Below are 21,310 nucleotides of genomic sequence, written 5' to 3' on the forward strand. Positions count from 1 at the left end.
TCAGCCGGGCGATAACTACTCCTGAAGGCCCACGGATGGGCCGTCGCACAAGTCCCAATCATGGAGGAAACATCATGGGAATGCAGATCAACACCAACCTGGCTGCGAACAACGCTTACCGCAGCCTCAGCAACACCCAGAACGACCTGTCCAAGTCGCTGGAGAAGCTTTCCAGCGGCCTGCGCATCAACCGCGCCGGTGACGACGCGGCCGGCCTGGCTCTCTCCGAAGGCCTGAAGTCCCAGATCGGTGGCCTGACGGTTGCCGCCCGCAACGCCCAGGATGGCATCGGCGCAGTCCAGACCGCTGAAGGCGGCCTGAACCAGGCTCACTCCATCCTGCAGCGCCTGCGTGACCTGGGCGTCCAGGCCGCGAACGATACCAACAACGCAGAATCCCGCGGCGCCATCAAGACCGAAGCTGACAGCCTCGTGAAGGAACTGGACCGCATCGCCGGCTCCACGAACTTCAACGGTGCCCAGCTGCTGGACGGCTCCAAGGCGAAGATGTCGCTTCAGGTCGGCGCCAACGCTGACGCGCAGAGCATCATCGACGTCAACCTGTCCTCTGCTAACGTCGGTTCTGTCGCGACAGCACTGGGGTCGGCAGCGTCCGGTTCCACCACGTTCAAGGTTGCAGCGTTCAGCGCCACGGACGGCAGCCCCCAGGGTCTCGCCGCAGGTGCTTACACCTTTGAGTCGGTCAAGGGTGGCGTCACGACCACCGTGGCTGTCACTACCACCGCTGCAGCCACCACCGCAGAGGACTTCGTTGCCAAGCTCAACGCGGACAAGAACTTCAACTCGAGCTTCACGGCCTCAGTCTCCAAGAGCACGAACGGCACGGGCGATGGCATCATCATCCGGTCTAACGATGGCGGCACGATCGACCTGACCGATCCGTCGGGCTCGGGCGTGTTCAATGCCGGCAGCACAGTCGTTAGCGGCACGGGTCTTGACTTCTCCTCGACCAGTGCAGCTCAGGCTTCCCTGGTCGCCATCGATACCCAGATCAAGTACGTTTCCACGGCCCGCGCCGATCTCGGTGCGACCCAGAACCGCCTTGAGTCCGCTGTGCAGACCATCAACGTGGCCAAGGAAAACCTGACGGCTTCCAACTCCCGTATCCGCGACACGGACATGGCTGAGGAAATGGTCAAGTTCACCCGCAACAACATCCTGTCCCAGGCCGGCACCGCAATGCTGGCCCAGGCCAACCAGACCAGCCAGGGTGTTCTGCAGCTTCTCCGCTAGACCTAACGTGAGAGGGGCCGGCTCAGCGGCCCCTCTCCGCTAGTTTTTAGGCGAGGACTTGGCGCCCGGGGAGGGTGAAAACCTCTCCCCGGGCGCTCTGCAGTACCACCGGCTGTTACGTATTTCATCTTTTCGATTGTTCTAAGGAGTTGTAGGCGTGGGACTCTCCATTGATGGGCTGTCCAGTGGACTGGACACCACATCCCTGATCAATTCGCTGATGACGATTGAGGCTGCACCGCAGAACCTCATCAAAAGCAAGGCTGCGGCTGTCCAGACCCGCATCTCAGCGCTTCAGGGCCTCAATTCGGCCGTCGCAGATCTGGCCACCAAGGCGGGGAAACTCTCGGACCCCAAGAACCTGGAACTCTACTCGGCGACCAGCAGCGCCTCGAACGTCACGGCCTCCGTCAGCGCCGGGGCGAAGCCCGGAGCCGTTGATTTCACGGTAACCAAGCTGGCRCAGACCCAGGTTTCGGTCACCAAGAACATCGCCGCGTGGCCTTACACCACCATGACTATTACCGGCGAGGGCGGACAGGCCATCACCGTCACGCCGCTCACCAGTTCACTCGACGACGTCGTTTCCGCCGTGAACCTCTCCGGCGCCGGCATTGTGGCGTCAAAAGTGTCCGTGGGCGGCGGCGAGTACCGCCTCCAGTTCGCGTCCTCGACGTCGGGCGTGGCCGGCGGATTCAGCATCGCGGATCCGGACGGAACCGCAGCGCTGACCACTGTCCAGGCACCGCAGGACGCCCAGATCAAGCTCTGGGCAGGCAGCGCCGCCGAGGTCTCGCTCAATTCCTCCACCAACACTTTCTCCAATCTCCTCCCGGGCGTCTCCGCCACGGTGAGCGAGGTCTCGGCCACGCCGGCCCGCATCACCGTCTCCCGCGACAACGCCCAGATCAGCAGGGCCGCCTCGGACCTGGTCAGCTCGGTCAACGGCGTCCTGGCCCAGATCGCCACCAAGAGCAACGTGGTCAGCAGCACCGACGCCTCCGGCGCCGCGATCACCTCCGGCGGAATCTTCACCGGTGACAGCACCATCCGCGCGGTCAACGCGGCCGTCCTGTCCGCGGCTTCCCAGCCCGTCAACGGCAAGTCACCGTCGGACCTCGGACTGGTCCTGAACAAGACCGGATCCATCGATTTCGACTCCACCAAGTTCGGCGACGCTATGGCGAAGGACCCCGTGGGAACCATGGCCGCTGTGGCCACAATCGCCGGCCGCGTGGCCGACGCCGCCAAGCAGGCCTCGGACCCCACGACGGGGCTGCTGAGCACCAAAATCAAGGGCCAGCAGTCTGCCGCCAAGGATTACACGGACCAGATCGCCAGCTGGGATGATCGTCTCACCATCCGCCGCGCCACCCTGCAGCAGACCTACACGGCGCTCGAGGTGTCCCTCAGCGGCATGAAAGCGCAGTCAGCGTGGCTGTCGTCCCAGATCGCAGGCCTCTCAGGAAGTACGTCAAAATAATGACCTCGATGCCCTTTGCCGGCGGCTACGGCCACGCCTCGCAGCGCAACCAGTACCTCGCGGACTCGGTTCTTTCGGCCCCGCCCGCGCGCCTGCTCACCATGCTCTACGACCGGCTCCTGCTGGACCTGGGCCGGGCGGAATCGGCCCAGGAAACCGCGAACTGGTCCGTCGCCTCTGAGAACCTGATCCACGCGCAGGCGATCATCACCGAGCTGTCGTCTTCCCTGAAGACGGACACCTGGGAAGGCGCCGACGGGCTCCTGGGACTCTACAACTACGCTTCGACCGCGCTGGTCAACGCCAACATCCAACGCGATCCCGCCCTCACCCGGGAGGCGATCGACCTCCTTGAGCCCCTGCGCCAAGCCTGGCACGAGGCCGCCGCGGCGCCCGCAGCTTTCTCTGGCGGGGCGCTCCCCACAGCGGCCCCCGCAACTCCGGCCGCACCCGCCTTCGCAGGCGCCGGCGCCTGGAACGCGCAGTCCGGCTCAGGCGGCGGGAGCCTAGGTTTTGGCTAACCAGGCAGACGTGGGGTCGGGCTTTGGGGGAGCCGGATCCAACAACGCTGGATCACCTGCTCCCGAGGAAAACCCGGACGACACGTCCCTGGCAGCCTGGATGGCAGTCCTGGAAGTACTCGAAATGGCTGTCCAGGCAGCCGAACGAACCCTGAAGGACCCACTGGGCCCGCTCGCGGTCCCCGCCGGTTCCACGGCGGAGCCGCGACCGGAAAAACGCTGGTCCCCGCCCGCCCTGCCGGGGCCTTTGCCGGCGGCCGCCCGGCGGCGCGCTGCGGCCTTGGCGGCCGCCCAGGAACGCGTCGCCCTGCGGCTGGAAGACGCCAGGTTGGGTGTTGCCCGGCAGCTCCAGGCAGTGTCCTCGGTGCCCGGCGTCGGGGAGTCCGCGGGGGCGCTGTACCTCGACGTCAACGGCTAGGAATCGCGGGCTCCAAAACATCCTGAAATACTCTCCCGTTTTCACCTAACGCGGCGCTGAGCAGTGCCGATAACCACTGTAAGAGCACGGATCGCTCGATTACCGGCCACGGATTGGCCACCCCCACCTTTCCCAGGCAGGACTCTGTGCTCGAATCCGTGACTTCCGCCGCCCTGGCCAGCGCCATGGACGGCCTGGCTTTGCGCCAGCGCACCATCGCGAACAACATCGCGAACGTCAACACGCCGAATTACCACGCGAAGCGGGTCAGCTTCGAGGACGCCCTCGCTGCGTCGGTGAAGTCCGGGGACGGCCACGTCCAGGCAACGACGGCGGAATCCCTGGAGCCGACCCAGCTGAACGGAAACAACGTCAACCTGGACACCGAGACCCTGTCCAACATCGACACCGTGCTGCGCTTCCAGTTCGCCGCCCGCGCAGTCAATACCGAATTCTCCGCCGTGCGCGCCGCCCTGAGGACCAGCTGATGACCTTCGACGCAATCGGCATCGCCGGCTCCGCCCTCACCGTCCACCGCAAGTGGCTCGATGCTGTCTCGGACAACCTCGCGAACATGAACAACGCCTCAGCCACGTCCGGCCCGGCTTTCCAGGCCCGCTACGTCGAGGCCGCGGAGGGCTCGGAGGGATCCGGCGTGTACGTCAAGGGCGCCCTGCGCGGCAGCGCCGAGGGCAGGATCGTCTACCAGCCGGACCATCCGCTGGCGGACGCGAACGGCAACGTCAAATACCCGGACATTGACCTGGCCGAACAGATGGGCGCCCTGATCATCGCCCAGCGCGGCTATCAGGCCAACGCCCAGGTTGTGGACCGCGCCCGCGAAACCTATATGGCTGCCCTTGAGATTGGACGCTCCTGATGACTGTTGCCCCCATCGCTCCTGTCCAGGGAGTCCTGCCCACGAATTACGTCGCAGGAACGGCCCCCGTGGCCGGCACGGACGGTTCCGCCTTCGCCACGTCCCTCACGGGGGCGGTGGACAACCTCCAGCAGCTGCAGTCGACGTCGAACCAGCTGGCCGTCTCCGCCGTCACCGGCAACCTCGATGACATCCACAACGCCACCCTCGCCGCCACCCGGGCCCAGGTCACCCTCGAGCTCATGGCCACCGTACGCAACAAGGGTGTTGACGCATTCAACGAGATCATGAGGATGCAGGCCTGATGCCTCCGCAGATAAACGCCTTCTTCCAGCGCTTCGGTGCCAGCCTGAAGAGCTTCACCGCCGGCCAGCGCACCCTGGCCGTGCTCGGCGCTGCCCTTCTGGTGGTCGGCATTGTGGCGCTGTCCGCCTGGCTCACCCGTCCGGTGCTGACGCCCCTGTTTTCCGGACTCCAGACCACCGACGCCAACGGCATCGTCGAACAGCTCCGCAAGGACAACGTTGCGTACGAGCTCAGCGACGGCGGATCCACCATCCTCGTCCCCCAGGACAAGGTCTATGACGAGCGCCTCAAGGCTGCCGCCGCCGGCCTGCCGACCGCCGCCGCGACCGGGTATTCCCTGCTGGACAAGATGGGCGTGACGTCCTCGGAGTTCCAGCAGTCCGTCACCTACAAGCGCGCCCTCGAAGGCGAACTGGCCAGCACGATCTCCGCCATGGACGGCGTGAAGACCGCCGCCGTCCGGCTCGCCATCCCCGAGAAGACCGTTTTTGTGTCCACGGCCCCGGACACCACCGCCTCGGTCTTTGTCGAGACCGACGCCGGCACCACCCTCTCCGGCGACAAAGTGCAGGCGATCGTCCACCTGACCTCCGCCGCGATCGAAAACCTCAAGCCCGCCAACGTCTCCGTGGTCGATTCCCAGGGCAATGTGCTCTCCACAGTCGGCGGCGGGCCGGCCGGTTCCTCGTCCAAGCAGGCCAGCGATTACCAGCAACGCACCTCCGACGCCGTCAAAGCCGTCCTGGACCGCGTGGTGGGCCCGGGTAACTCCACGGTCGCCGTCGCCACCGATGTGACCGGTGAATCCGCGCAGCAGAAGAGCGAAACCTTCTCCAACACCGCGGGCGCCCTGCCGCTCAGCGAATCGTCCAAGACCGAGAAATACACCGGAACCGGGGGAGGCGCCGCGGGCGTCCTGGGCCCGGACAACATCGCCGTTCCCGGCGGCACGGCCGGCAACGGCAACTTCGACTCCTCCACCGAGACCAAGAACAACGCCGTCAACAAGGTCACCGAGGACAGGCTCATCCCGGCCGGCGCCATCAAGCGGCAGACCATCTCCGTGGCCGTCAGCCAGGCCGCCGCCGGTGGCCTGAACCTGGCCTCCCTGAAGAACCTCGTCACCTCCGCGGCCGGGATCGACGCTACGCGCGGCGACGTCGTCACCGTCGAGGTGGTGCCGTTCAGCACCACCGCCGCCGACAACGCGGCCAAAGCGCTCGCCGAGGCGCAGGCCAATGCCGAAGCCGAAAAGCAGGCCGCGTTCTTCGGAACGCTCGTCACCGCCGGCAGCATCCTGCTTGGCCTGCTGATCCTGGCCCTGGTCCTCACGATCATCCTGCGGCGCCGCCAGAAGCGCGAGCCTGTGGACCTGGGCGAACGCCTGGACCTGGAGATCATGCCGGTGGCCCCGCCCGTTGTCGCCCTTCAGCCCGCGCCGGCGACGTCGGCCATCCCGATCACCGCCTTGCCTCCGCTTCCGGGTCCCAGCATGGAACAGCTGGAGTCCGAGCGCCGCCGGTTTGAGATCGACAGCATGGTGGCCGCCAACCCGGAGCGGGCCGCCGATTACCTGCGCAGCCTCATGGATGACAGGCAGCCGGCATGAAACCGGCCGATACGCTCCTCACCGGAACCCAGCGCGCCGCCGTCGTCCTGATGCAGATGAGCCCAGAGAACGCCGCCAAGGTCATGGCCCAGCTCACGGACACCGAGGCGGAGGAGATTGCCGGCGAGATCGTCAAGCTCCGCAAGGTGGACCCGGACGTCGCCGAGCAGATCATGAAGGACTTCCACCAGACTGCGCTGACCAGCCCGCGCCAGGCCCGGGGCGGCCGGGAACTCGCCGAGGGCCTGCTCGAGGCGTCCTTCGGCTCGGAAAGGGCCGCCGGACTCATGAACCGCCTGACGGTCAACATGGCGGGCAAGTCCTTCGAGTTCCTCGAAGACATCGAACCGGTGCAGATCCTGGCCCTGATCGACGGCGAACTGCCGCAGACCATCGCCCTGGTTCTCGCCCACCTCAGTCCGCGCAAGGCCTCGGCCGTGATGTCAGGGCTGCCCGGCTCGCTGCGGGCCGACGTTGCCCTCAGCATCGCCACCATGGGATCCGGCGCGCCCGAGGCGATCGGGATTGTCGCCGACACCCTTAAGCTCCGCGGCGGTGCCGCCGTGTCCCAGCAGGCCTCGAAGGTGGTGGGCGGCATTCAGCCGCTGCTGGAGATCATCAACCGGACCGACGCCGGTACGGAACGGTCCGTGCTGGACGGCCTGGACCTGCTCGATCCCGACCTCGCGGTGGAGATCCGGGCCCAGATGGTCACGTTCGACGACATCGTGAAGCTGGAACGCCGCGACGTCCAGCTGGTGCTCCGCGGACTCGACTCGGCCGTCCTGGCGATCGCCATGAAGGGTGCCTCCGAGCCGGTCCTGGAAACCATTACCACCAACGTTTCCGGGCGCAACCTGGAAATCCTCGAATCCGAGATCGCCGGCCTGGGGCCGCTGCGTGCCTCGCAGATCGAAGAAGCCCGGGCCGCCGTCGTGCGGTCCATCCGCGAGCTCGAGGCCGAAGGCCAGATCACCATCCAGCGCGGGGACGAAGAAGACTATGTCTACTGAGAACGGGGCAGCCGCCAGCGCCCCGGCGCGCATCGTCTTTCCCTCGCTGCGGGCCAACGGCCCGGCCTCCGAGCAGGCCGGCTACACCGAGGGCCACGCCGCAGGCTACGCCGCCGGAGTCCGCGCCGCCGCGAAGGAACAGCGCCGCTGGCGGGACCGGATGGCCGCCGAACAGGCCGCCTCCCTGGCCGCCGGACAGCAGGACCTGGACCGCGCCGTGCGCGCCCTCGCCGTCGCCAAGACCGACTTCGCGCACCGCAACGTGCAGGCCTTGCAGGACGCCGAGGAAATCCTGGCGCGTACGGCGCTGGAACTCGCCGAGGCCATTCTCGGCTACGAACTGGCCGAAGGCACCCGGACCGCCCGCGCCGCCCTGGCCCGGGCCCTGTCCGGGAATGACGCCGCCACCGTGCTGGCGATCCGGCTGCACCCGGCGGACATCGACGTCCTGAGCCGGGAGGGCCAGGACCTGCCCGCCGGACTGCCGCTCATCGCGGACCCTTCCCTTGGCCGCGGCGACGCGAAGGTCGAATACCAGCAGGGCTGGTTCGATGCCAGCCTGCGCACGGCCCTGGGCCGTGCCCGCACGGCCCTGCTCGGCGACGCGGAGCTGCCCGGCGCCGACCCTGCCGGCGTTGACGCTGCCGGCGGCTACCCTGGCGTCGCCTACCCTGCCGGCGCCTACCGGGGGCAGGAATGATCGCCGAGTGGCGCCCGAAGGGTGCCGACTACGCCGCTGCGCTGGCCGCTGCTGCCCCCCAAAGGGTCGGCGTTGTCACGTCCGTCATTGGTCTCGGCATGGAAGTGTCAGGACTGGACTGCGCGCTGGGCGACCTCGTCACGGTGGGGCAGAACCCGGGCCTTGACGCCGAAGTCGTCGCGGCCCTGGAAGGCTCCGTGCGCTGCATGCCGTTGGGCCGGCTTGCCGGCGTGGCGGCCGGCGACCCCGTCCGCGCCAAGGGCGGCGCGGTGCTGGTTCCCACCGGCCGGGGACTGTTCGGCCGGGTCCTTGACGGCCTTGGGCGCCCGATCGACGGCAAGGGCCCGCTGCTCAGCGGACCGCGCGTGCCGATCGACAACGAGGCACCCAACGCCATGAAACGCGCCCGCATCGACACCGCGCTGCAGACCGGCGTGCGCGTCCTGGACACCATGACGACCTTCGGCAAGGGCCAGCGCATGGGCTTGTTTGCCGGCTCCGGCGTCGGCAAGTCCTCCCTGCTCTCGATGATCGCCCGCGGCACCGACGCCGAGGTCTCCGTAATTGCGCTGGTCGGCGAACGCGGCCGCGAAGTCCGCGAGTTCCTTGAGGACGACCTCGGGGCCGCCGGCCTGGCACGTTCCGTTGTGGTGGTCGCGACCTCCGACGAACCCGCCCTCATGCGCATGCGTGCGGCCTTCACTGCCACCCGGATCGCCGAGTCCTTCCGCGACCAGGGCCAGGACGTCGTATTGATGATGGACTCCCTGACCCGTGTGGCCATGGCCCAGCGTGAAATTGGCCTCTCGGCCGGCGAGCCCCCTGCCACCCGCGGCTACCCGCCGTCGACCTTTTCGATCCTGGCGCGGCTGCTGGAGCGCGCCGGCACGGCCGAAACCGGTTCCGTTACCGGCATCTACACGGTGCTGGTGGACGGCGACGACCACAACGAACCCATCGCCGACGCTGCCCGTTCCATCCTGGACGGCCACGTGGTCCTGGACCGCAAGCTGGCCGTCACCGGGCACTTCCCCTCCGTGGACGTGCTCGGATCCGTGTCCCGGGTGGCCAGCAAGGTCAATTCCCGGCCCCATCTCGAGTCTGCGGCCACGCTCCGCCGGGTCCTCGCGGCCCGCAAGGCGGCGCAGGACCTGATCGACGTCGGCGCGTACCAGGCCGGGACCAACCCGCTTGTGGACGCAGCGCTGAACCACGAGCACGACGTCAGCGGTTTCCTCCAGCAGCCGATGGACGAATCCACGGCCCACCCCGAGTCCTGGCAGCGGCTCGGCCACCTCACCTCGATCCTGGGAGCAGCATGAACCGCGAATTCTCTCTGGCCGGCCTCCTGCGCCTCCGCCAGCTCCAGCAGGACCAGGCGGCCACCGGCCTGGCACGCGCCCGTTCACGCTCCAGCTCCGTCCGGGTCCGCGAGGCCGCCGCCCGCCGCGAACTGGCCGCAACGGATGACCCCATCTCCAGCTCGGCCTCCTTGCGCGCCGTGGCCGCCGCCCGGTCGTCCTCGCACAGCATGCTCGCGGACCTGCAAAACCTCACGCACCTGGTCGAGGCCGAAGAAGCCAACGCCCGTGCCGAGTTCATCGCTGCCCGCACGCGGTCCGTGGGCCTGGAAAAACTGCAGGCCCGTCACGACGCCGAGGTCCACTCCGCGGACTTGCGCGCCGAACAGTCGGCCCTCGACGAGATCGCCTCGACGCTCTGGCACCGCGACGAGCAGCAGGTGAAGCCATGAGTATGACCGAGGCGATCAGCCGCATGCAGGGCATCCAATCGATGATCGCGGAACTGAGCCGGCCCGCGGCCACGGAGACAACCGCCGCCAAGACTGCGGCGGCCACCTCGCTTGCCACCGCTACGGGCACGGGCGACTCCGGCACATTCACGCAGGCGCTGGCCGCGGCATTGGGCGGGAGCGGGGCAACGGATGGTTCCTCCCTCACCGACAGCCCGGGGCTCGGCAGCACCCTGGGACTGGGCAGCACGACCGCGGCCGGGACAGCAGGGCTCACGGGAGCCCAGCCGGCGGGATCCGTGCACACCGGCAGTGCAGCGACCGGCAACGACGTGGTGGCTGTGGCCAAGAAGTACATCGGAGTTCCCTATGTATGGGGCGGAACCAACCCGGCCACGGGCATGGACTGCTCCGGCTTCACCCAGCGCGTGTTCAAGGACCTCGGCGTGGAGATTCCCCGCGTGGTAAGTGACCAGATGCGCCAAGGCACACCCGTGGCTTCCCTCGCCGAGGCGAAGCCCGGCGATCTCCTGGTGAGCTTCGGCGGCAACCACATTTCCATCTACCTGGGCAACGGCAAGGCGATCGACGCACCCGTGCCAGGCAAGACCATCCAGATCCGCGATGCCTGGGAGCAGCAGTCCAACCTGACCTCCATCCGGCGCATCGTTCCTGCCGGGAGCGCATCGTGAAGGCCGCGGCGGCGCCGGATCTGGCGGCTGCACTGGCCACACCGGTCCGGACCGGCCGCCTGGGCACGGATCCCCGGTCCGCCAACGCAAACCCGGGGACCGCGTCCTTCGACTCGGTCCTGAACGACGTCCAGGGCGCGGCAGGCAACGGCACCGCTGCCGGCCCCATCCGCGAGGTTGCCGCTTCGGCAACTGACGGCGGGGGAACGGATCTGCCGGTGTCCGACGGGGACCTTTCCGGTGGCGCGCCAGGCGGCGACGCCGCCAATAGCGGCGCGGCCAATAGCGCCGTGACGGCCGACGGCGGAGCCGGGCCCGCGCCGCAGGCCGAGGCCGGCTCGCCCGCCGGTGCGGCCCCCACCCAGCTCACCCAGCTCACGCAGTTTGCCCCGGCGCAAATTCCAGCCGTGCAGTTCGCAGCCGTGCAGTTCGCAGCCGCGCAGGCCGCTGCTCCGACGTCGGGCCGCATCGAAGAATCCCGCGCCGCGGCACCGGCCTCCGCTTCACCCACGGCTGTGTCCGCAGGTGTGGCACCCGCCCCGGACCGGCCGGAGCAGGTACCAGGGTCCACTACCGCTGGGCCTGTTGTGGGAACGCTTGCGACGGCTGCCGGGCAGGCTCCGACTCTTGCAGGCACCCAATTGGCCGCAGCAACCAACGGGSTAACTGGCACCGCGGCCGCGGCAACCCCTGCGGGAACCCTTGCGGCAACCCCTCCGGCAAACCCTGTAGTGCCCACTGCCGCTGCCGGTTCCCGCGCGGCCGTGCCCGCTGCCGCTGCCGCCGCACAGCCGGCAGGCCCACRCCCGTTCGCCGCTGCCGTCCCTGCCACGGCCGCGACACTCTCCACGCCGGCCGACGGCAGGCCCTCCTTTGCACAGGTTTCTGCCCCGGCCGCGTCGCCTGTCGGCGCGCCGGTCCCGGTGCCTGTGACCCAGTTCGTTACTGCCGCGGCCTCGTCGCCGGCCGGGCCTGCCGCCGGCGGGGTGGCAACGACTTCCGTGTCCGGGTCCGCACCGGACTTCGGCGCGCCGGCAGGGCTTGGCACTGACGCCGTCCCCGCACAGTCCTTCCCCGCACAGTCCGTCCCGGGACGTGCCTCTGTGCTCGGAGGGGTGCCCCTGACGGTCACGGCTTCCACGACGGCGACCGTTGGCGCGCAGGCGGACGTTGCCGCCGGCGCTCCGTCAGTACCCGGACAAGTTGCCGCCGCACAGCTCATGCCCGTACCCGCCGTCCAGGCCGGCACCATGGATTCCGCCGTCGCGACCGCAACCGCCGCCGTCGCGACCGCATCCGCATCCGCCGCCGTCGCGACCGCAACCGCAACCGCCGCCGCCGCCGTCCCGGCGGGCCCCAATGCCCCCACGGCACCCGGTCCCGCCGCGATAACCAGCGCCGCGGAGGCACCGTCCGGCCCGGACAACGGTGCCCCGGCAGGCACGGCCGCCGTGCCGCCGTCGGCCGGCACCACCGTTTCCCAGTCCGGGCCCCAAACGGTACCCCCGGCTGTGCCCCAAATGAGTGTGCCCCAAACAACTGTGCCCCAAACAACTGTGTTCCAAACGACCGTGCCCCAAACAACCGCGCAGGCTGCGTTCCCGCCGGCTGCACAGCCGGCTTCGCAGGCCGAGGCCCTCCAGCCCCAGTTGGCCAAACCGCTCTTCACCCTCGTGGGAGCTGCCCACGGACAGCACGTCATGACGCTGAAGGTCAGCCCGGAAGATCTCGGCCCGCTGACGGTCCGGGCGCATATTGACGGCGCGGGCGTCCGGATTGAGCTCTTCGCCCCGGGCGAGGCAGGACGTGAAGCCGTCCGAGGGATCCTGCCCGAACTCCGCAAGGAACTGCACAACGCCGGCTTCGGGGCCAGCCTTGACCTGTCCGATCGCGGCGGCCCCGGGGGCTCCTCCCCAAACGGAGGGAACAACGGCGCCGGCCAGGACCGGACCGGCCCCGGAGGCCAGTTCGCCGCCGGCCGGGACCCCGGCGGAAGCGGCTCCGGTCCGGGCGGCCGCAACGGACCGGCCGAGCCGCGACCCGGACACCGCTGGGACGCCCTGGCCGATGACCAGGCCGTGCGCACCGCACGGGCATTGAACGGCCCCCAGACCACCCTCGACATTCTTGTCTGACACGAAGGAACGCGACTTATGACGATTCAGCCGATCGCATCCCAGCCGGTAACGGCAGCGGGGGAGGCCTCCCAGGCTTCTGCCGTCCGGACTCCCGCGCAGACCATGGATGCCAACGTGTTCATGTCCCTGCTCGTGACGCAGCTCAAGAACCAGAACCCGAGCGCGCCCATGGACACCAACCAGATGATGAGCCAGACACTCCAGCTCTCCATGATGGAAAAAATGACTGAACTGACCACCAACAGCAAGGAGGGCTTCTCCCTCCAGATGCGGACGGCGGCGGCCCAGCTGATCGGCCACTCGGTCGGCTACACGCTCGCGGACGGCACCACCGGAACCGGCATCGCCAGCTCCGTGACATATGCGGGCTCGGTCCCGTCCGTCACGGTCGGCGATCATTCCGTTCCCCTCGACTCCATCACCGGGCTCACTGCTCCGGCCGCTTCCTAACCAGCTCTTCACCCGTAGAAAGGCAGTTCCCATGCTCCGCTCGCTGTACTCCGGAATCTCCGGCCTTCGCGCCCACCAGACCATGCTCGACGTCACCGGCAACAACATCGCCAACGTCAACACCGCCGGCTTCAAGGCCTCCTCCACCCAGTTCCAGGACACTCTGTCCCAGCTGCAGCAGGGCGCCACCGGCCCGCAGGCCCAGTCGGGCGGCACCAACCCCGCCCAGGTCGGCCTCGGCGTCCGGGTTGCCGGCGTCACCACCAACTTCAGCCAGGGCTCATCGCAGAGCACCGGCCGCGCCACGGACATGATGATCTCCGGCGACGGTTTCTTCGTGACCAGCAAGGGCGGCCAGCAGCTCTTCACCCGGGCCGGCTCGTTCAGCCCCGATTCGTCCAACCAGCTGGTCAGCCCCGACGGCGGCGTTCTCCAGGGCTGGACCGCCACCAACGGCGTCATCAACGCCGGCGGTCCGGTCGGCGACATCACGCTGAACCCGAACACCATGGTGGCGGCCGCCACCAAGACGGTGACGCTGGACGGCAACCTGCCCAGCGACGCCGCCGACGGCACCAAACTGGACCGCCTCGTCAAGGTCTACGACGCGGCCGGCGCCGAGCGCAGTGTGGCCATGACCTTCACCAAGGCCGGCAGCACCTGGAACATCGCCGCTGACGACAACGGCACCACAGCCGCCGGGTCCGTGACCTACACGAACGGCAAGCCCACCGCCGGCGGCAACTTCACCGTCAACGGCATCACCATCGACATCTCCAAGGTCTCCGGCTACGCCACCATGAGCTCGCTGGCCGTCAGCGGCCAGGACGGCGCGCCCGTCGGCAAGCTCGAATCCTACACGCTCGGAAACGACGGTTCACTGGTCGGATCCTTCAGCAACGGCATCAAGCAGGTCCTGGCCAAGATCGCCCTCGCCAAGTTCACCAACCCCGGCGGCCTGGAGAAGGCCGGCGGCTCCTCCTACGTGGCCACCGGCAACTCCGGCGGCGTGCAGCTGGGTGCTGCGGGCGACCCCGGCATCGGCACCCTGACCGGCGGAACCCTGGAAATGTCCAACGTGGACCTGTCCCAGGAATTCACCAACCTGATCGTTGCGCAGCGCGGCTTCCAGGCCAACGCCCGCATCATCACCACCTCGGACGAGGTCCTGCAGGAACTGACCCAGCTCAAGCGCTAAATCCTCCGCGTTGCCCTGTCACTTACGGCTGTCATTCGGACGCTGTGGCAGCCACAACTGATAGGGCAACGGGAGCGGCGAGCGCAACGGGAGCGGCGAGGGCAACGGGAGCGGCGCTCGCGGTCAGGCAGCCCGCCAGGTCACGGGGAGCTGTTTCACCCCGAAGACGATCGTGCTCTCCATCCGCTCCAGCGCCGCTCCGGGTTCTACGGCCAGCCCCGGCAACCGCGAGAGCACAGCCTGGAGCGCGATCTTGGCTTCGAGCCGGGCCAGGGGAGCGCCGAGGCAGAAGTGGATGCCCTGACCGAAGGCCAGGTGACGGTTTGGTAAGCGTTCGACGTCGAACACGTCAGGGTGCGGGAACTGCGCTGCGTCCCGGTTCGCAGAACCGATCCAGGCCACGATCGGCGACCCTGCGGGGACCGGCCGGCCGTGCAGCGTCGTGTCCACCGTCGAGATCCGGTACATGGACTGGACGGGGGAGCGGTAGCGCAGCACTTCTTCGATCGCATGCGGCAGCAGATCAGGCTCGGCGAGCAGTCGTTCTGCCGTGCCCGGCGCCTCGGTGAAACACAGCACCGCGTTGCCGATCAGGTTGGTGGTGGTCTCGTTGCCGGCAACGAGGAGGAGGCTGCAGAATCCGAGCAGCTCCATCACGGTGAGTTTCTGCCCGTCGATCTCGGCCCCGAGCAGCGCGCTGATGAGGTCGTTGCCCGGCTGGCGCCGCCGCTGTTCGATCATGTCCATGAAGTACTCCGCCATTTCCCGGTTGGCGGCCGCGTGGCTGGATCCGTTGGCGCCCTCGCGGGTCTGGCTGACAATCACGTCAGACCACTGCTTGAACCGGTTCCGGTCCGAGGCCGGGATGCCCATCAGTTCCGCGATCACGATGACCGGCAGCGGGTAGGCCAGCTGGTCGATCAGGTCCGTGGTGCCGGCGGCAATGACCGGGTCCAACAATTCGCTGGTGAGCTCGGAGATGCGCGGTGCGAGCGCTTCCACCGACCGGGGCGTGAACGCCTGCGACACCAAGGAACGCAATTGGCGGTGCCGGGGAGGGTCCGTGTTGACCAGGCTGGCGGCAAACATCTGGCCCGAGGGGTCATCTCCGCCGAACCGAGAGGAAAACGTGGCGTGCTCGGACAGGACCCGCTGCACGTCGTCGTAGCGGAACACGTGCCAGACGCCGGTTTCCTGGTCCTGGAAAACCGGTTCACTCTCACGCATGGCTTCATAGCGGGGAAACGGGTTCAACGGCTGCTCGAGAGCCGGAAATGGCACCATGGCTGGCCTTCCTTCCGGGGCGGGCCGGGTGGCCCCGTCAGCTCCCACCTTAATACCGTGAGGCGGCCTTGGCACGGGAAATCTTGGCACGGCCGCCACCCCGTGGATCCGGACTGTGCAAGGGGCCTGTTCGCGGCGCCTAACGAAGGGGCCGGGGCTGCCGACAGTACGGAGGAGAACACCCTTCCCCTCACAGAGCAGAATCGGCCCATGATCGTCGTTACACGCCTCAACGGAACGCGCTTCGCGGTCAATCCGGACCTCATTGAGCGCATCCACGAGAGCCCGGATACGCATTTGGTGACGCTGGACGGCGCCGCGTACGTGGTGCTGGAAAGCCTCGCTGAAGTTGTCGAGCTCATTGCCGACTACCGGGCCTACGTCCTGAGCAAGGCAAGGGACTTTCCGGCCATCACCGGGTATCCGCTCAGCCTGGTCCGGACCGACTCGTCGGACGACTCGCCCGACGACGACACAGACGACACCGACGGCGCCGGCCCCACGGTGCCCCTGCAACCCAGAAAGTAACGATGGATCCCGCAACAGTCATTGGACTGCTCCTCGCCTTTGGCTCCGTTATCGCCATGGTGTCGCTTGAAGGCGCCAGCCTGTCGGCCTTGCTCCTCCCCGCCCCCATGATCCTGGTCTTCGGTGCCACGCTCGCCGTCGGGATCGCCGGGAACACCCTCAAAGACGTCCTCCAGGCCTTCAMGGCCCTCCCCAAGATGTTCCTCGGCAAGACCGCCAAGCCGCAGGAAAGCATTGACCAGATGGTCCGCTTCGCCGAAAAGGCCCGCAGCGAGGGCCTGCTGTCCCTGGAAGAGGAAGCGGCCAGCGTCAAGGATCCCTTCCTGGCCCGTGCCCTGCAGAACATCGCCGACGGCACCGACGCCGAGGACCTCCGGATGCTGATGGAGGACGAGATCGACTCGAAGTCCCGCAGCGACCACGCAAACTCCAAATTCTTTGCAAGCCTGGGCGGCTACGCACCCACCGTGGGCATCATCGGCACCGTCGTGTCCCTGACCCACGTCCTGGAAAACCTCTCCACGCCGGACCACCTTGGCCCCATGATCGCCGCGGCCTTCGTCGCCACCCTGTGGGGCCTGCTCTCCGCCAACTTCATCTGGCTCCCCTTCAGCGCCCGGATGGCCCGGCTCTCCGAACTGGACATCGAACGGATGACCCTGCTGATGGAAGGCATGCTGTCCGTCCAATCCGGCGCCCAGCCGCTGCTGCTCGCCGAACGGCTCCGGGCCATGGTCCCCGAGCACCAGCTCAGGAGCTCCGGCGGCAAGAAGGCCGGCGCGGACAAGGCCGACAGGATGGACGAGGCCGCGTGAGCCCACGACGGCGCGGGCGGAAGAAGCCGGAGGAGCACCACGTCGACGAACGCTGGATGGCGTCCTACATGGACATGGTCACCGTGCTGATGTGCATGTTCATCGTCCTCTTCGCGATGTCCACGGTGGACGCCAACAAGTTTGAAAAGCTCCGCAACTCCCTGGCCACAGGATTCGGCGCGGTCGCGTCCGAGACCGTGGACACGGCGTCGGGCACGGTGGTGCCGCCCGAACTCGTGGACCAGAACCTTGAGGCGTTCGCCGCCGTCAAGGGCGCCGCCACCGCCTCCCCCGAGAACATGGCTGAGGCGATCAAGGAAGTGGACCGGCTCAAGGAGCTGCAGAAGAAAATGCAGGCCGGCCTGGCGGCGGCCGGGCTGAGCGAAAACGTCGAGTTCCAGATCGACCAGCGGGGCCTGACTGTCAAACTCGTCGGATCTCAGGCATTCTTCGAACCTGACCGGCCCGAACTCACCTCCCGGGCTGCCCGGGTGCTGCAGGTCATCTCCCCGGTCCTGAAACCGGCCGGCATGGAAATTATGGTCGAGGGCCACGCCGCGAACGGCATCACGGCCTACCCCTCCACCTGGGAACTGTCCTCCGCGCGCGCCGTCAACGTCCTGCGGTACATGGTGGACAACGGCGGCATTGGCCCCGGCACCATTGGCGCCGTCGCTTTCGGATCGGCCCGCCAGGTCAACGACGACTCCACCCCCGCGCTCATGGAGCGGAACCGCCGGGTGGACATCGTGGTCCTTTCCGATAAACCCGACGTCGTCCGGGCGCTGATTCCAGAGGCACTGAAGCTGAGCAAGAAATAAGCCGTTGGTTGCTTCCAGCGGATTGCCACCGGCGGATCGCTTACGCCGCGCATTCCCTTGCCGATAGTGGCAACCGTGAGTGTTTTGGATGAGCGGGAAGTGGCACGGGAGCGGACCGTCAGCGTCTATGACTTCCGCCGTCCGGCGACCCTCGCCCGCGAACACAGCCGGGTGCTCGAACTCGCCTTTGAAACCTTCGCCCGCCAGTGGGGCACCCAGCTCACCGCCAAGGTGCGCGTCAAGTCCGTGGTGCGCCTTGAAGACGTCAGCATGCTCAGCTACGACGAGTACGCAGCCTCCCTGCCCGCCGTCACCGCCATGGTCCTGTGCACCGTGGAGGCCCACGATTCCAAGCTCGTGGTGCAGTTCCCCGGCCCGGCCGCCCTCGGCTGGGTCAACCGCATGCTCGGCGCCTCCAATGATTCGCCCATGCCGGACCGCAAGTTCACCCAGATCGAGCAGGCGCTGATCAAGGGCCTCATGGACGAGGCCCTTGAGGACCTCGGCTACTCCCTTGGCCCGCTGCTCAGCGAGGCCGTCCGGGTGGACACCATCCAGTACAACTCCCAGTTTGCCCAGGCCGCCGCGCCGAGCGAACTGATGATCGTGGCCTCCTTCACCATGAGCGTCGGCGAAGTCAACGCCCCCGCCACCCTGGCTGTTCCGGCCGGCATCCTGCTGGGGCGGCTGAAGAAGGTCAACCCGACCGACACCCGCGACGACGCCCCGGCACGCATCAGCGCCCAGCTGGAGCAGGTGCCGGTGGAACTGTCGGTGCGGCTCTCGACGTCGTTCGTCACCCCGAGCCAGGTCCTGGGCCTCGCCGTCGGCGACGTCCTGACCCTGCCGCACCTGGAAAACCGGCCCTTTGACCTCACCCTGGACGGAACCCGGCTGGCCACCGCGGCCCCGGCCCGCAACGGCTCCCGCGCGGCCGCAGTCATTGTCACAATCGAGGAGAACCAACGATGAGCATCACCCTGACCAAGCACGAATTGTCGGCGGAGCGGCTCGTCGAGGAACTGCCGAGCCCGGTGGCCCTGAAGGTTGTTGCCCTGGTTCCTGCCCGGGCCGCGGCCGCCTACGCCCGCCAGGCCGTCACGGCGACCTTCGTCGGCGCGGTGACCGCCGATCTCGCGCTCATGCTCAGCGACCGCACCTTCCTTGACGAGGCCGCTGGGGCAGGGTCCCAGCTGGGGCACGTCTCCGTGACGGACGTGCTGCGTCCCGCGATGGAAGGCGCCAGCTCGGTCTTCGGCGCCGGCGTCCTGTCCGACCTGCGCGAATCCGACGTCTCTGGGCTGCTCTCGGACCCCGACACGGCGGTCTTCGAACTCTCCGACGGCACGAACGCCGCGGCCTGGTTTGCTGTCCGGCTCCGCGAGCACGGCAACAGCCAGGACCGCGCCGGGGACGTCTTCGCCGGCGGCGACACGGTGGCCGGCCGGCTAGGCCGCATCAACAACATTGAAATGGCCCTCACCGTGGAGATCGGACGCACCCGGATGTCTGTCCGGGATGTGCTGTCCCTGGAACCGGGCAAGATCATCGAACTGGACCGCTCCGCCGGCGCCCCGGCGGACGTCCTGCTCAATGGGCGCCTGATCGCCCACGGCGAGGTTGTGGTCCTGGACCAGGACTACGCGGTTCGGATCACCCGGATCCTCGACGTTGCCGAGGGGCTCAGCTGAATGGATGCACTGATCCTCGGGCTGCGGGTAGTCGTGGCCCTGGGCGCGGTGCTTGGCCTCATGTGGCTGCTGCAGCGCCGGCTGGGCCAAGGCACCGGGCGGCGCCGGGCTGACCGTGCCCTGACCATCGTCAGCCGGCAGAGCCTCGGACAGAAAGCCTCCGTGGTGGTAGTCGACGCCGCCGGGCAGCGTTTCCTCCTGGGCGTCACCGAGCACGCCGTCAACGTCCTGCACACCGGGGACATCCCGCCCGAACCCGAAGAAATCCCTGTCCCCGGCACCGGCCGCGGCTTCGGGGATTTCGCCCGGATCCTCGCCGAGGCCAGCCCGCTCTCCGGCAGCCACGTCCGCACGGACGCCGGCACGCATGACGACGGCGGATATGACGACGCCGGATACGACGACGGCGGATACGCCGACGGCGCGGAAGGCCAGGACGGCGTCCGGGACCTGCCGCCGTCCCGCCGCAGCACCCTTCACCGGAGCTCCCACGCCCGCGGCCCTGCCGTCCGTGGCGGCGCGAGCGGCGCGTCGGGACACCCGCCGCTGCACGGCTCCATCCTGGCCGGCTCCACGTGGAAGCAGGCCGCCGCCGCACTCAGGAGCGGACGCCGCAATTGATCCGCCCCCTTGCTACCGGTACCACCCGCTCGCTTTCAGCAGGCGCACGACCCCTTAGGCTCCTGGCCGCGGGGGTCGCCGTCGTGCTGTTCACCTTCCTGCTGCTCTGGCTCAATGCCTCCGCCGGCCACGCCGCGCCGATCGACCCGATAGCGCCGGTGGCGCCGACCGATCCCGCCAACCCCGGCGGCGGGAACGTCAACATCCAGATCAACGGCGCGGACGGTAAACCCTCCACCGCCGTTTTGACCCTGATCGGGATCACGCTCCTGGCCGTCGCACCCTCGCTGCTGCTGATGATGACGTCCTTCACCAAGATCTTTGTGGTCCTGGCGATGACCCGCAACGCACTGTCCCTGCCGTCCATCCCGCCGAACCAGGTGCTGGCCGGGCTGGCCCTGTTCCTGTCCATCTTTGTGATGTGGCCCGTCATCAACGAGATCAACACCACTGGAATCCAGCCGTACCTCAACGGCACGCTGGACTTCAACGGTGCGGTCAGCGCCGCGTCGGGTCCGCTGCAGCACTTCATGCTCGCCCACACCAGGGAAGAGGACATCGCCCTGATGTCCCGTGCAGCCGGGGCCGAGAACCCGGCCACTCCCGAGGCTGTCCCGCTGCAGACCCTCATCCCGGCGTTCATGATCTCTGAACTCCGCGCCGCGTTCATCATCGGCTTCGTCATCTTTATCCCGTTCCTCGTGATCGACCTCGTGGTGTCCGCGGCCCTGATGTCCATGGGCATGATGATGCTGCCGCCGGTCATGATCTCGCTGCCTTTCAAGATCCTGCTCTTCGTCCTGGTCGACGGCTGGGGCCTGATCATCACGGCGCTGGTCCAGAGCTATGCGGGTTCGGGATGAACTCGAACGCCGTCCTGGATATCTGCCTCCAGGCCATGATCGTGGCCGCGAAGCTCTCCGCTCCGGTGCTGGTCACGGCGCTGGTGGTGGGCCTGGCCATCTCCTTGCTGCAGTCCATCACGCAGCTGCAGGAAGCCRCGCTGTCCTTCGTGCCGAAGGCGGCCGCTGTGGCCGTGGCCCTGATCGTCTGCGGGCACTGGATGATTTCGGAGATGGTGACGTTCACGAACGACCTCTTCGCAAAGATTCCGTCCCTGCTCGGAGGCCTGTGAG

General features: G+C 67.9%; 25 protein-coding genes. 24 read left to right on the forward strand and 1 reads right to left on the reverse strand.

Going from position 1 to position 21,310, the window contains the following annotated elements:
• Positions 1 to 74: 74 nt before the first annotated feature.
• From AC1DEY_RS15965 to AC1DEY_RS16040, 16 genes are all read left to right on the forward strand, one after another.
• Complete coding sequence (locus tag AC1DEY_RS15965) at positions 75 to 1,253, forward strand: flagellin N-terminal helical domain-containing protein (RefSeq protein WP_476868814.1); 1,179 nt, start codon at positions 75 to 77, stop codon at positions 1,251 to 1,253.
• Between the two features lie 157 nt (positions 1,254 to 1,410).
• A complete protein-coding gene (gene fliD, locus AC1DEY_RS15970; RefSeq protein ID WP_476868815.1) occupies positions 1,411 to 2,736 on the forward strand; it encodes a flagellar filament capping protein FliD in 1,326 nt (441 codons plus the stop codon).
• Entirely contained in the window at positions 2,736 to 3,257 is a 522-nt protein-coding gene (fliS, locus tag AC1DEY_RS15975; RefSeq protein ID WP_476868816.1) for a flagellar export chaperone FliS, read from the forward strand. Before fliD ends, fliS begins: the two co-directional genes overlap by 1 nt.
• A complete protein-coding gene (locus AC1DEY_RS15980; protein ID WP_476868817.1) occupies positions 3,250 to 3,675 on the forward strand; it encodes a hypothetical protein in 426 nt (141 codons plus the stop codon). Before fliS ends, AC1DEY_RS15980 begins: the two co-directional genes overlap by 8 nt.
• Before the next feature lie 146 nt (positions 3,676 to 3,821).
• Positions 3,822 to 4,163, forward strand: a complete 342-nt coding sequence (gene flgB, locus AC1DEY_RS15985; RefSeq protein WP_476868818.1) for a flagellar basal body rod protein FlgB — start codon at positions 3,822 to 3,824, stop codon at positions 4,161 to 4,163.
• Positions 4,163 to 4,555, forward strand: a complete 393-nt coding sequence (locus AC1DEY_RS15990) for a flagellar basal body rod protein FlgC (RefSeq protein WP_476868819.1) — start codon at positions 4,163 to 4,165, stop codon at positions 4,553 to 4,555. Before flgB ends, AC1DEY_RS15990 begins: the two co-directional genes overlap by 1 nt.
• On the forward strand, positions 4,555 to 4,860 hold the full coding sequence (fliE, locus tag AC1DEY_RS15995) for a flagellar hook-basal body complex protein FliE (RefSeq protein ID WP_476868820.1): 306 nt from the start codon (positions 4,555 to 4,557) through the stop codon (positions 4,858 to 4,860). The genes AC1DEY_RS15990 and fliE overlap by 1 nt, the downstream gene beginning before the upstream one ends.
• Positions 4,860 to 6,470, forward strand: a complete 1,611-nt coding sequence (gene fliF / locus AC1DEY_RS16000; protein ID WP_476868821.1) for a flagellar basal-body MS-ring/collar protein FliF — start codon at positions 4,860 to 4,862, stop codon at positions 6,468 to 6,470. Before fliE ends, fliF begins: the two co-directional genes overlap by 1 nt.
• On the forward strand, positions 6,467 to 7,483 hold the full coding sequence (gene fliG / locus AC1DEY_RS16005) for a flagellar motor switch protein FliG (protein WP_476868822.1): 1,017 nt from the start codon (positions 6,467 to 6,469) through the stop codon (positions 7,481 to 7,483). Before fliF ends, fliG begins: the two co-directional genes overlap by 4 nt.
• Entirely contained in the window at positions 7,473 to 8,183 is a 711-nt protein-coding gene (locus tag AC1DEY_RS16010) for a FliH/SctL family protein (RefSeq protein ID WP_476868823.1), read from the forward strand. The genes fliG and AC1DEY_RS16010 overlap by 11 nt, the downstream gene beginning before the upstream one ends.
• Positions 8,180 to 9,505, forward strand: a complete 1,326-nt coding sequence (locus AC1DEY_RS16015) for a FliI/YscN family ATPase (RefSeq protein ID WP_476868824.1) — start codon at positions 8,180 to 8,182, stop codon at positions 9,503 to 9,505. The genes AC1DEY_RS16010 and AC1DEY_RS16015 overlap by 4 nt, the downstream gene beginning before the upstream one ends.
• On the forward strand, positions 9,502 to 9,936 hold the full coding sequence (locus tag AC1DEY_RS16020) for a flagellar FliJ family protein (RefSeq protein WP_476868825.1): 435 nt from the start codon (positions 9,502 to 9,504) through the stop codon (positions 9,934 to 9,936). Before AC1DEY_RS16015 ends, AC1DEY_RS16020 begins: the two co-directional genes overlap by 4 nt.
• Positions 9,933 to 10,628: a C40 family peptidase gene (locus tag AC1DEY_RS16025; RefSeq protein WP_476868826.1), complete on the forward strand. Its 696-nt coding sequence runs from the start codon at positions 9,933 to 9,935 to the stop codon at positions 10,626 to 10,628. Before AC1DEY_RS16020 ends, AC1DEY_RS16025 begins: the two co-directional genes overlap by 4 nt.
• The gene (locus tag AC1DEY_RS16030) at positions 10,625 to 12,763 is read left to right on the forward strand and encodes a flagellar hook-length control protein FliK (protein WP_476868827.1); all 2,139 of its coding nucleotides are present in this window, start codon (positions 10,625 to 10,627) and stop codon (positions 12,761 to 12,763) included. Before AC1DEY_RS16025 ends, AC1DEY_RS16030 begins: the two co-directional genes overlap by 4 nt.
• A gap of 18 nt (positions 12,764 to 12,781) precedes the next feature.
• Positions 12,782 to 13,216, forward strand: a complete 435-nt coding sequence (locus AC1DEY_RS16035; RefSeq protein WP_476868828.1) for a flagellar hook assembly protein FlgD — start codon at positions 12,782 to 12,784, stop codon at positions 13,214 to 13,216.
• Positions 13,217 to 13,247: 31 nt separating this feature from the next.
• Positions 13,248 to 14,414 (forward strand): flagellar hook protein FlgE, encoded by a 1,167-nt coding sequence (locus AC1DEY_RS16040; protein WP_476868829.1) that lies wholly within the window; start codon positions 13,248 to 13,250, stop codon positions 14,412 to 14,414.
• 123 nt (positions 14,415 to 14,537) lie between these two features.
• On the opposite strand, the gene AC1DEY_RS16045 is transcribed toward AC1DEY_RS16040, so the two are convergent.
• The gene (locus tag AC1DEY_RS16045; protein ID WP_476868830.1) at positions 14,538 to 15,698 is read right to left on the reverse strand and encodes a cytochrome P450; all 1,161 of its coding nucleotides are present in this window, start codon (positions 15,696 to 15,698) and stop codon (positions 14,538 to 14,540) included.
• 210 nt (positions 15,699 to 15,908) lie between these two features.
• Between AC1DEY_RS16045 and AC1DEY_RS16050 the strand changes: the two genes are divergently transcribed.
• The 8 genes from AC1DEY_RS16050 (at position 15,909) to fliQ (ending at position 21,309) form a co-directional block, all read left to right on the forward strand.
• Positions 15,909 to 16,226, forward strand: coding sequence for a flagellar FlbD family protein (locus AC1DEY_RS16050; protein WP_441410870.1), 318 nt, complete (start codon positions 15,909 to 15,911; stop codon positions 16,224 to 16,226).
• 2 nt (positions 16,227 to 16,228) lie between these two features.
• A complete protein-coding gene (locus AC1DEY_RS16055) occupies positions 16,229 to 17,041 on the forward strand; it encodes a motility protein A (protein ID WP_476868831.1) in 813 nt (270 codons plus the stop codon).
• Entirely contained in the window at positions 17,038 to 17,862 is an 825-nt protein-coding gene (locus AC1DEY_RS16060; RefSeq protein WP_476868832.1) for an OmpA/MotB family protein, read from the forward strand. The genes AC1DEY_RS16055 and AC1DEY_RS16060 overlap by 4 nt, the downstream gene beginning before the upstream one ends.
• Positions 17,863 to 17,937: 75 nt before the next feature.
• Positions 17,938 to 18,834: a flagellar motor switch protein FliM gene (locus AC1DEY_RS16065; RefSeq protein WP_441410867.1), complete on the forward strand. Its 897-nt coding sequence runs from the start codon at positions 17,938 to 17,940 to the stop codon at positions 18,832 to 18,834.
• Positions 18,831 to 19,553, forward strand: a complete 723-nt coding sequence (fliN, locus tag AC1DEY_RS16070; protein WP_441410866.1) for a flagellar motor switch protein FliN — start codon at positions 18,831 to 18,833, stop codon at positions 19,551 to 19,553. The genes AC1DEY_RS16065 and fliN overlap by 4 nt, the downstream gene beginning before the upstream one ends.
• Positions 19,554 to 20,174, forward strand: coding sequence for a flagellar biosynthetic protein FliO (gene fliO / locus AC1DEY_RS16075; RefSeq protein WP_476868833.1), 621 nt, complete (start codon positions 19,554 to 19,556; stop codon positions 20,172 to 20,174). It begins immediately after the preceding gene.
• Positions 20,171 to 21,037, forward strand: coding sequence for a flagellar type III secretion system pore protein FliP (gene fliP, locus AC1DEY_RS16080; protein WP_476868834.1), 867 nt, complete (start codon positions 20,171 to 20,173; stop codon positions 21,035 to 21,037). Before fliO ends, fliP begins: the two co-directional genes overlap by 4 nt.
• Positions 21,034 to 21,309: a flagellar biosynthesis protein FliQ gene (gene fliQ, locus AC1DEY_RS16085; protein WP_476868835.1), complete on the forward strand. Its 276-nt coding sequence runs from the start codon at positions 21,034 to 21,036 to the stop codon at positions 21,307 to 21,309. Before fliP ends, fliQ begins: the two co-directional genes overlap by 4 nt.
• The last annotated feature ends 1 nt before the right edge of the window (position 21,310 follow it).

It is taken from the genome of Arthrobacter sp. 05T47, assembly GCF_056395825.1.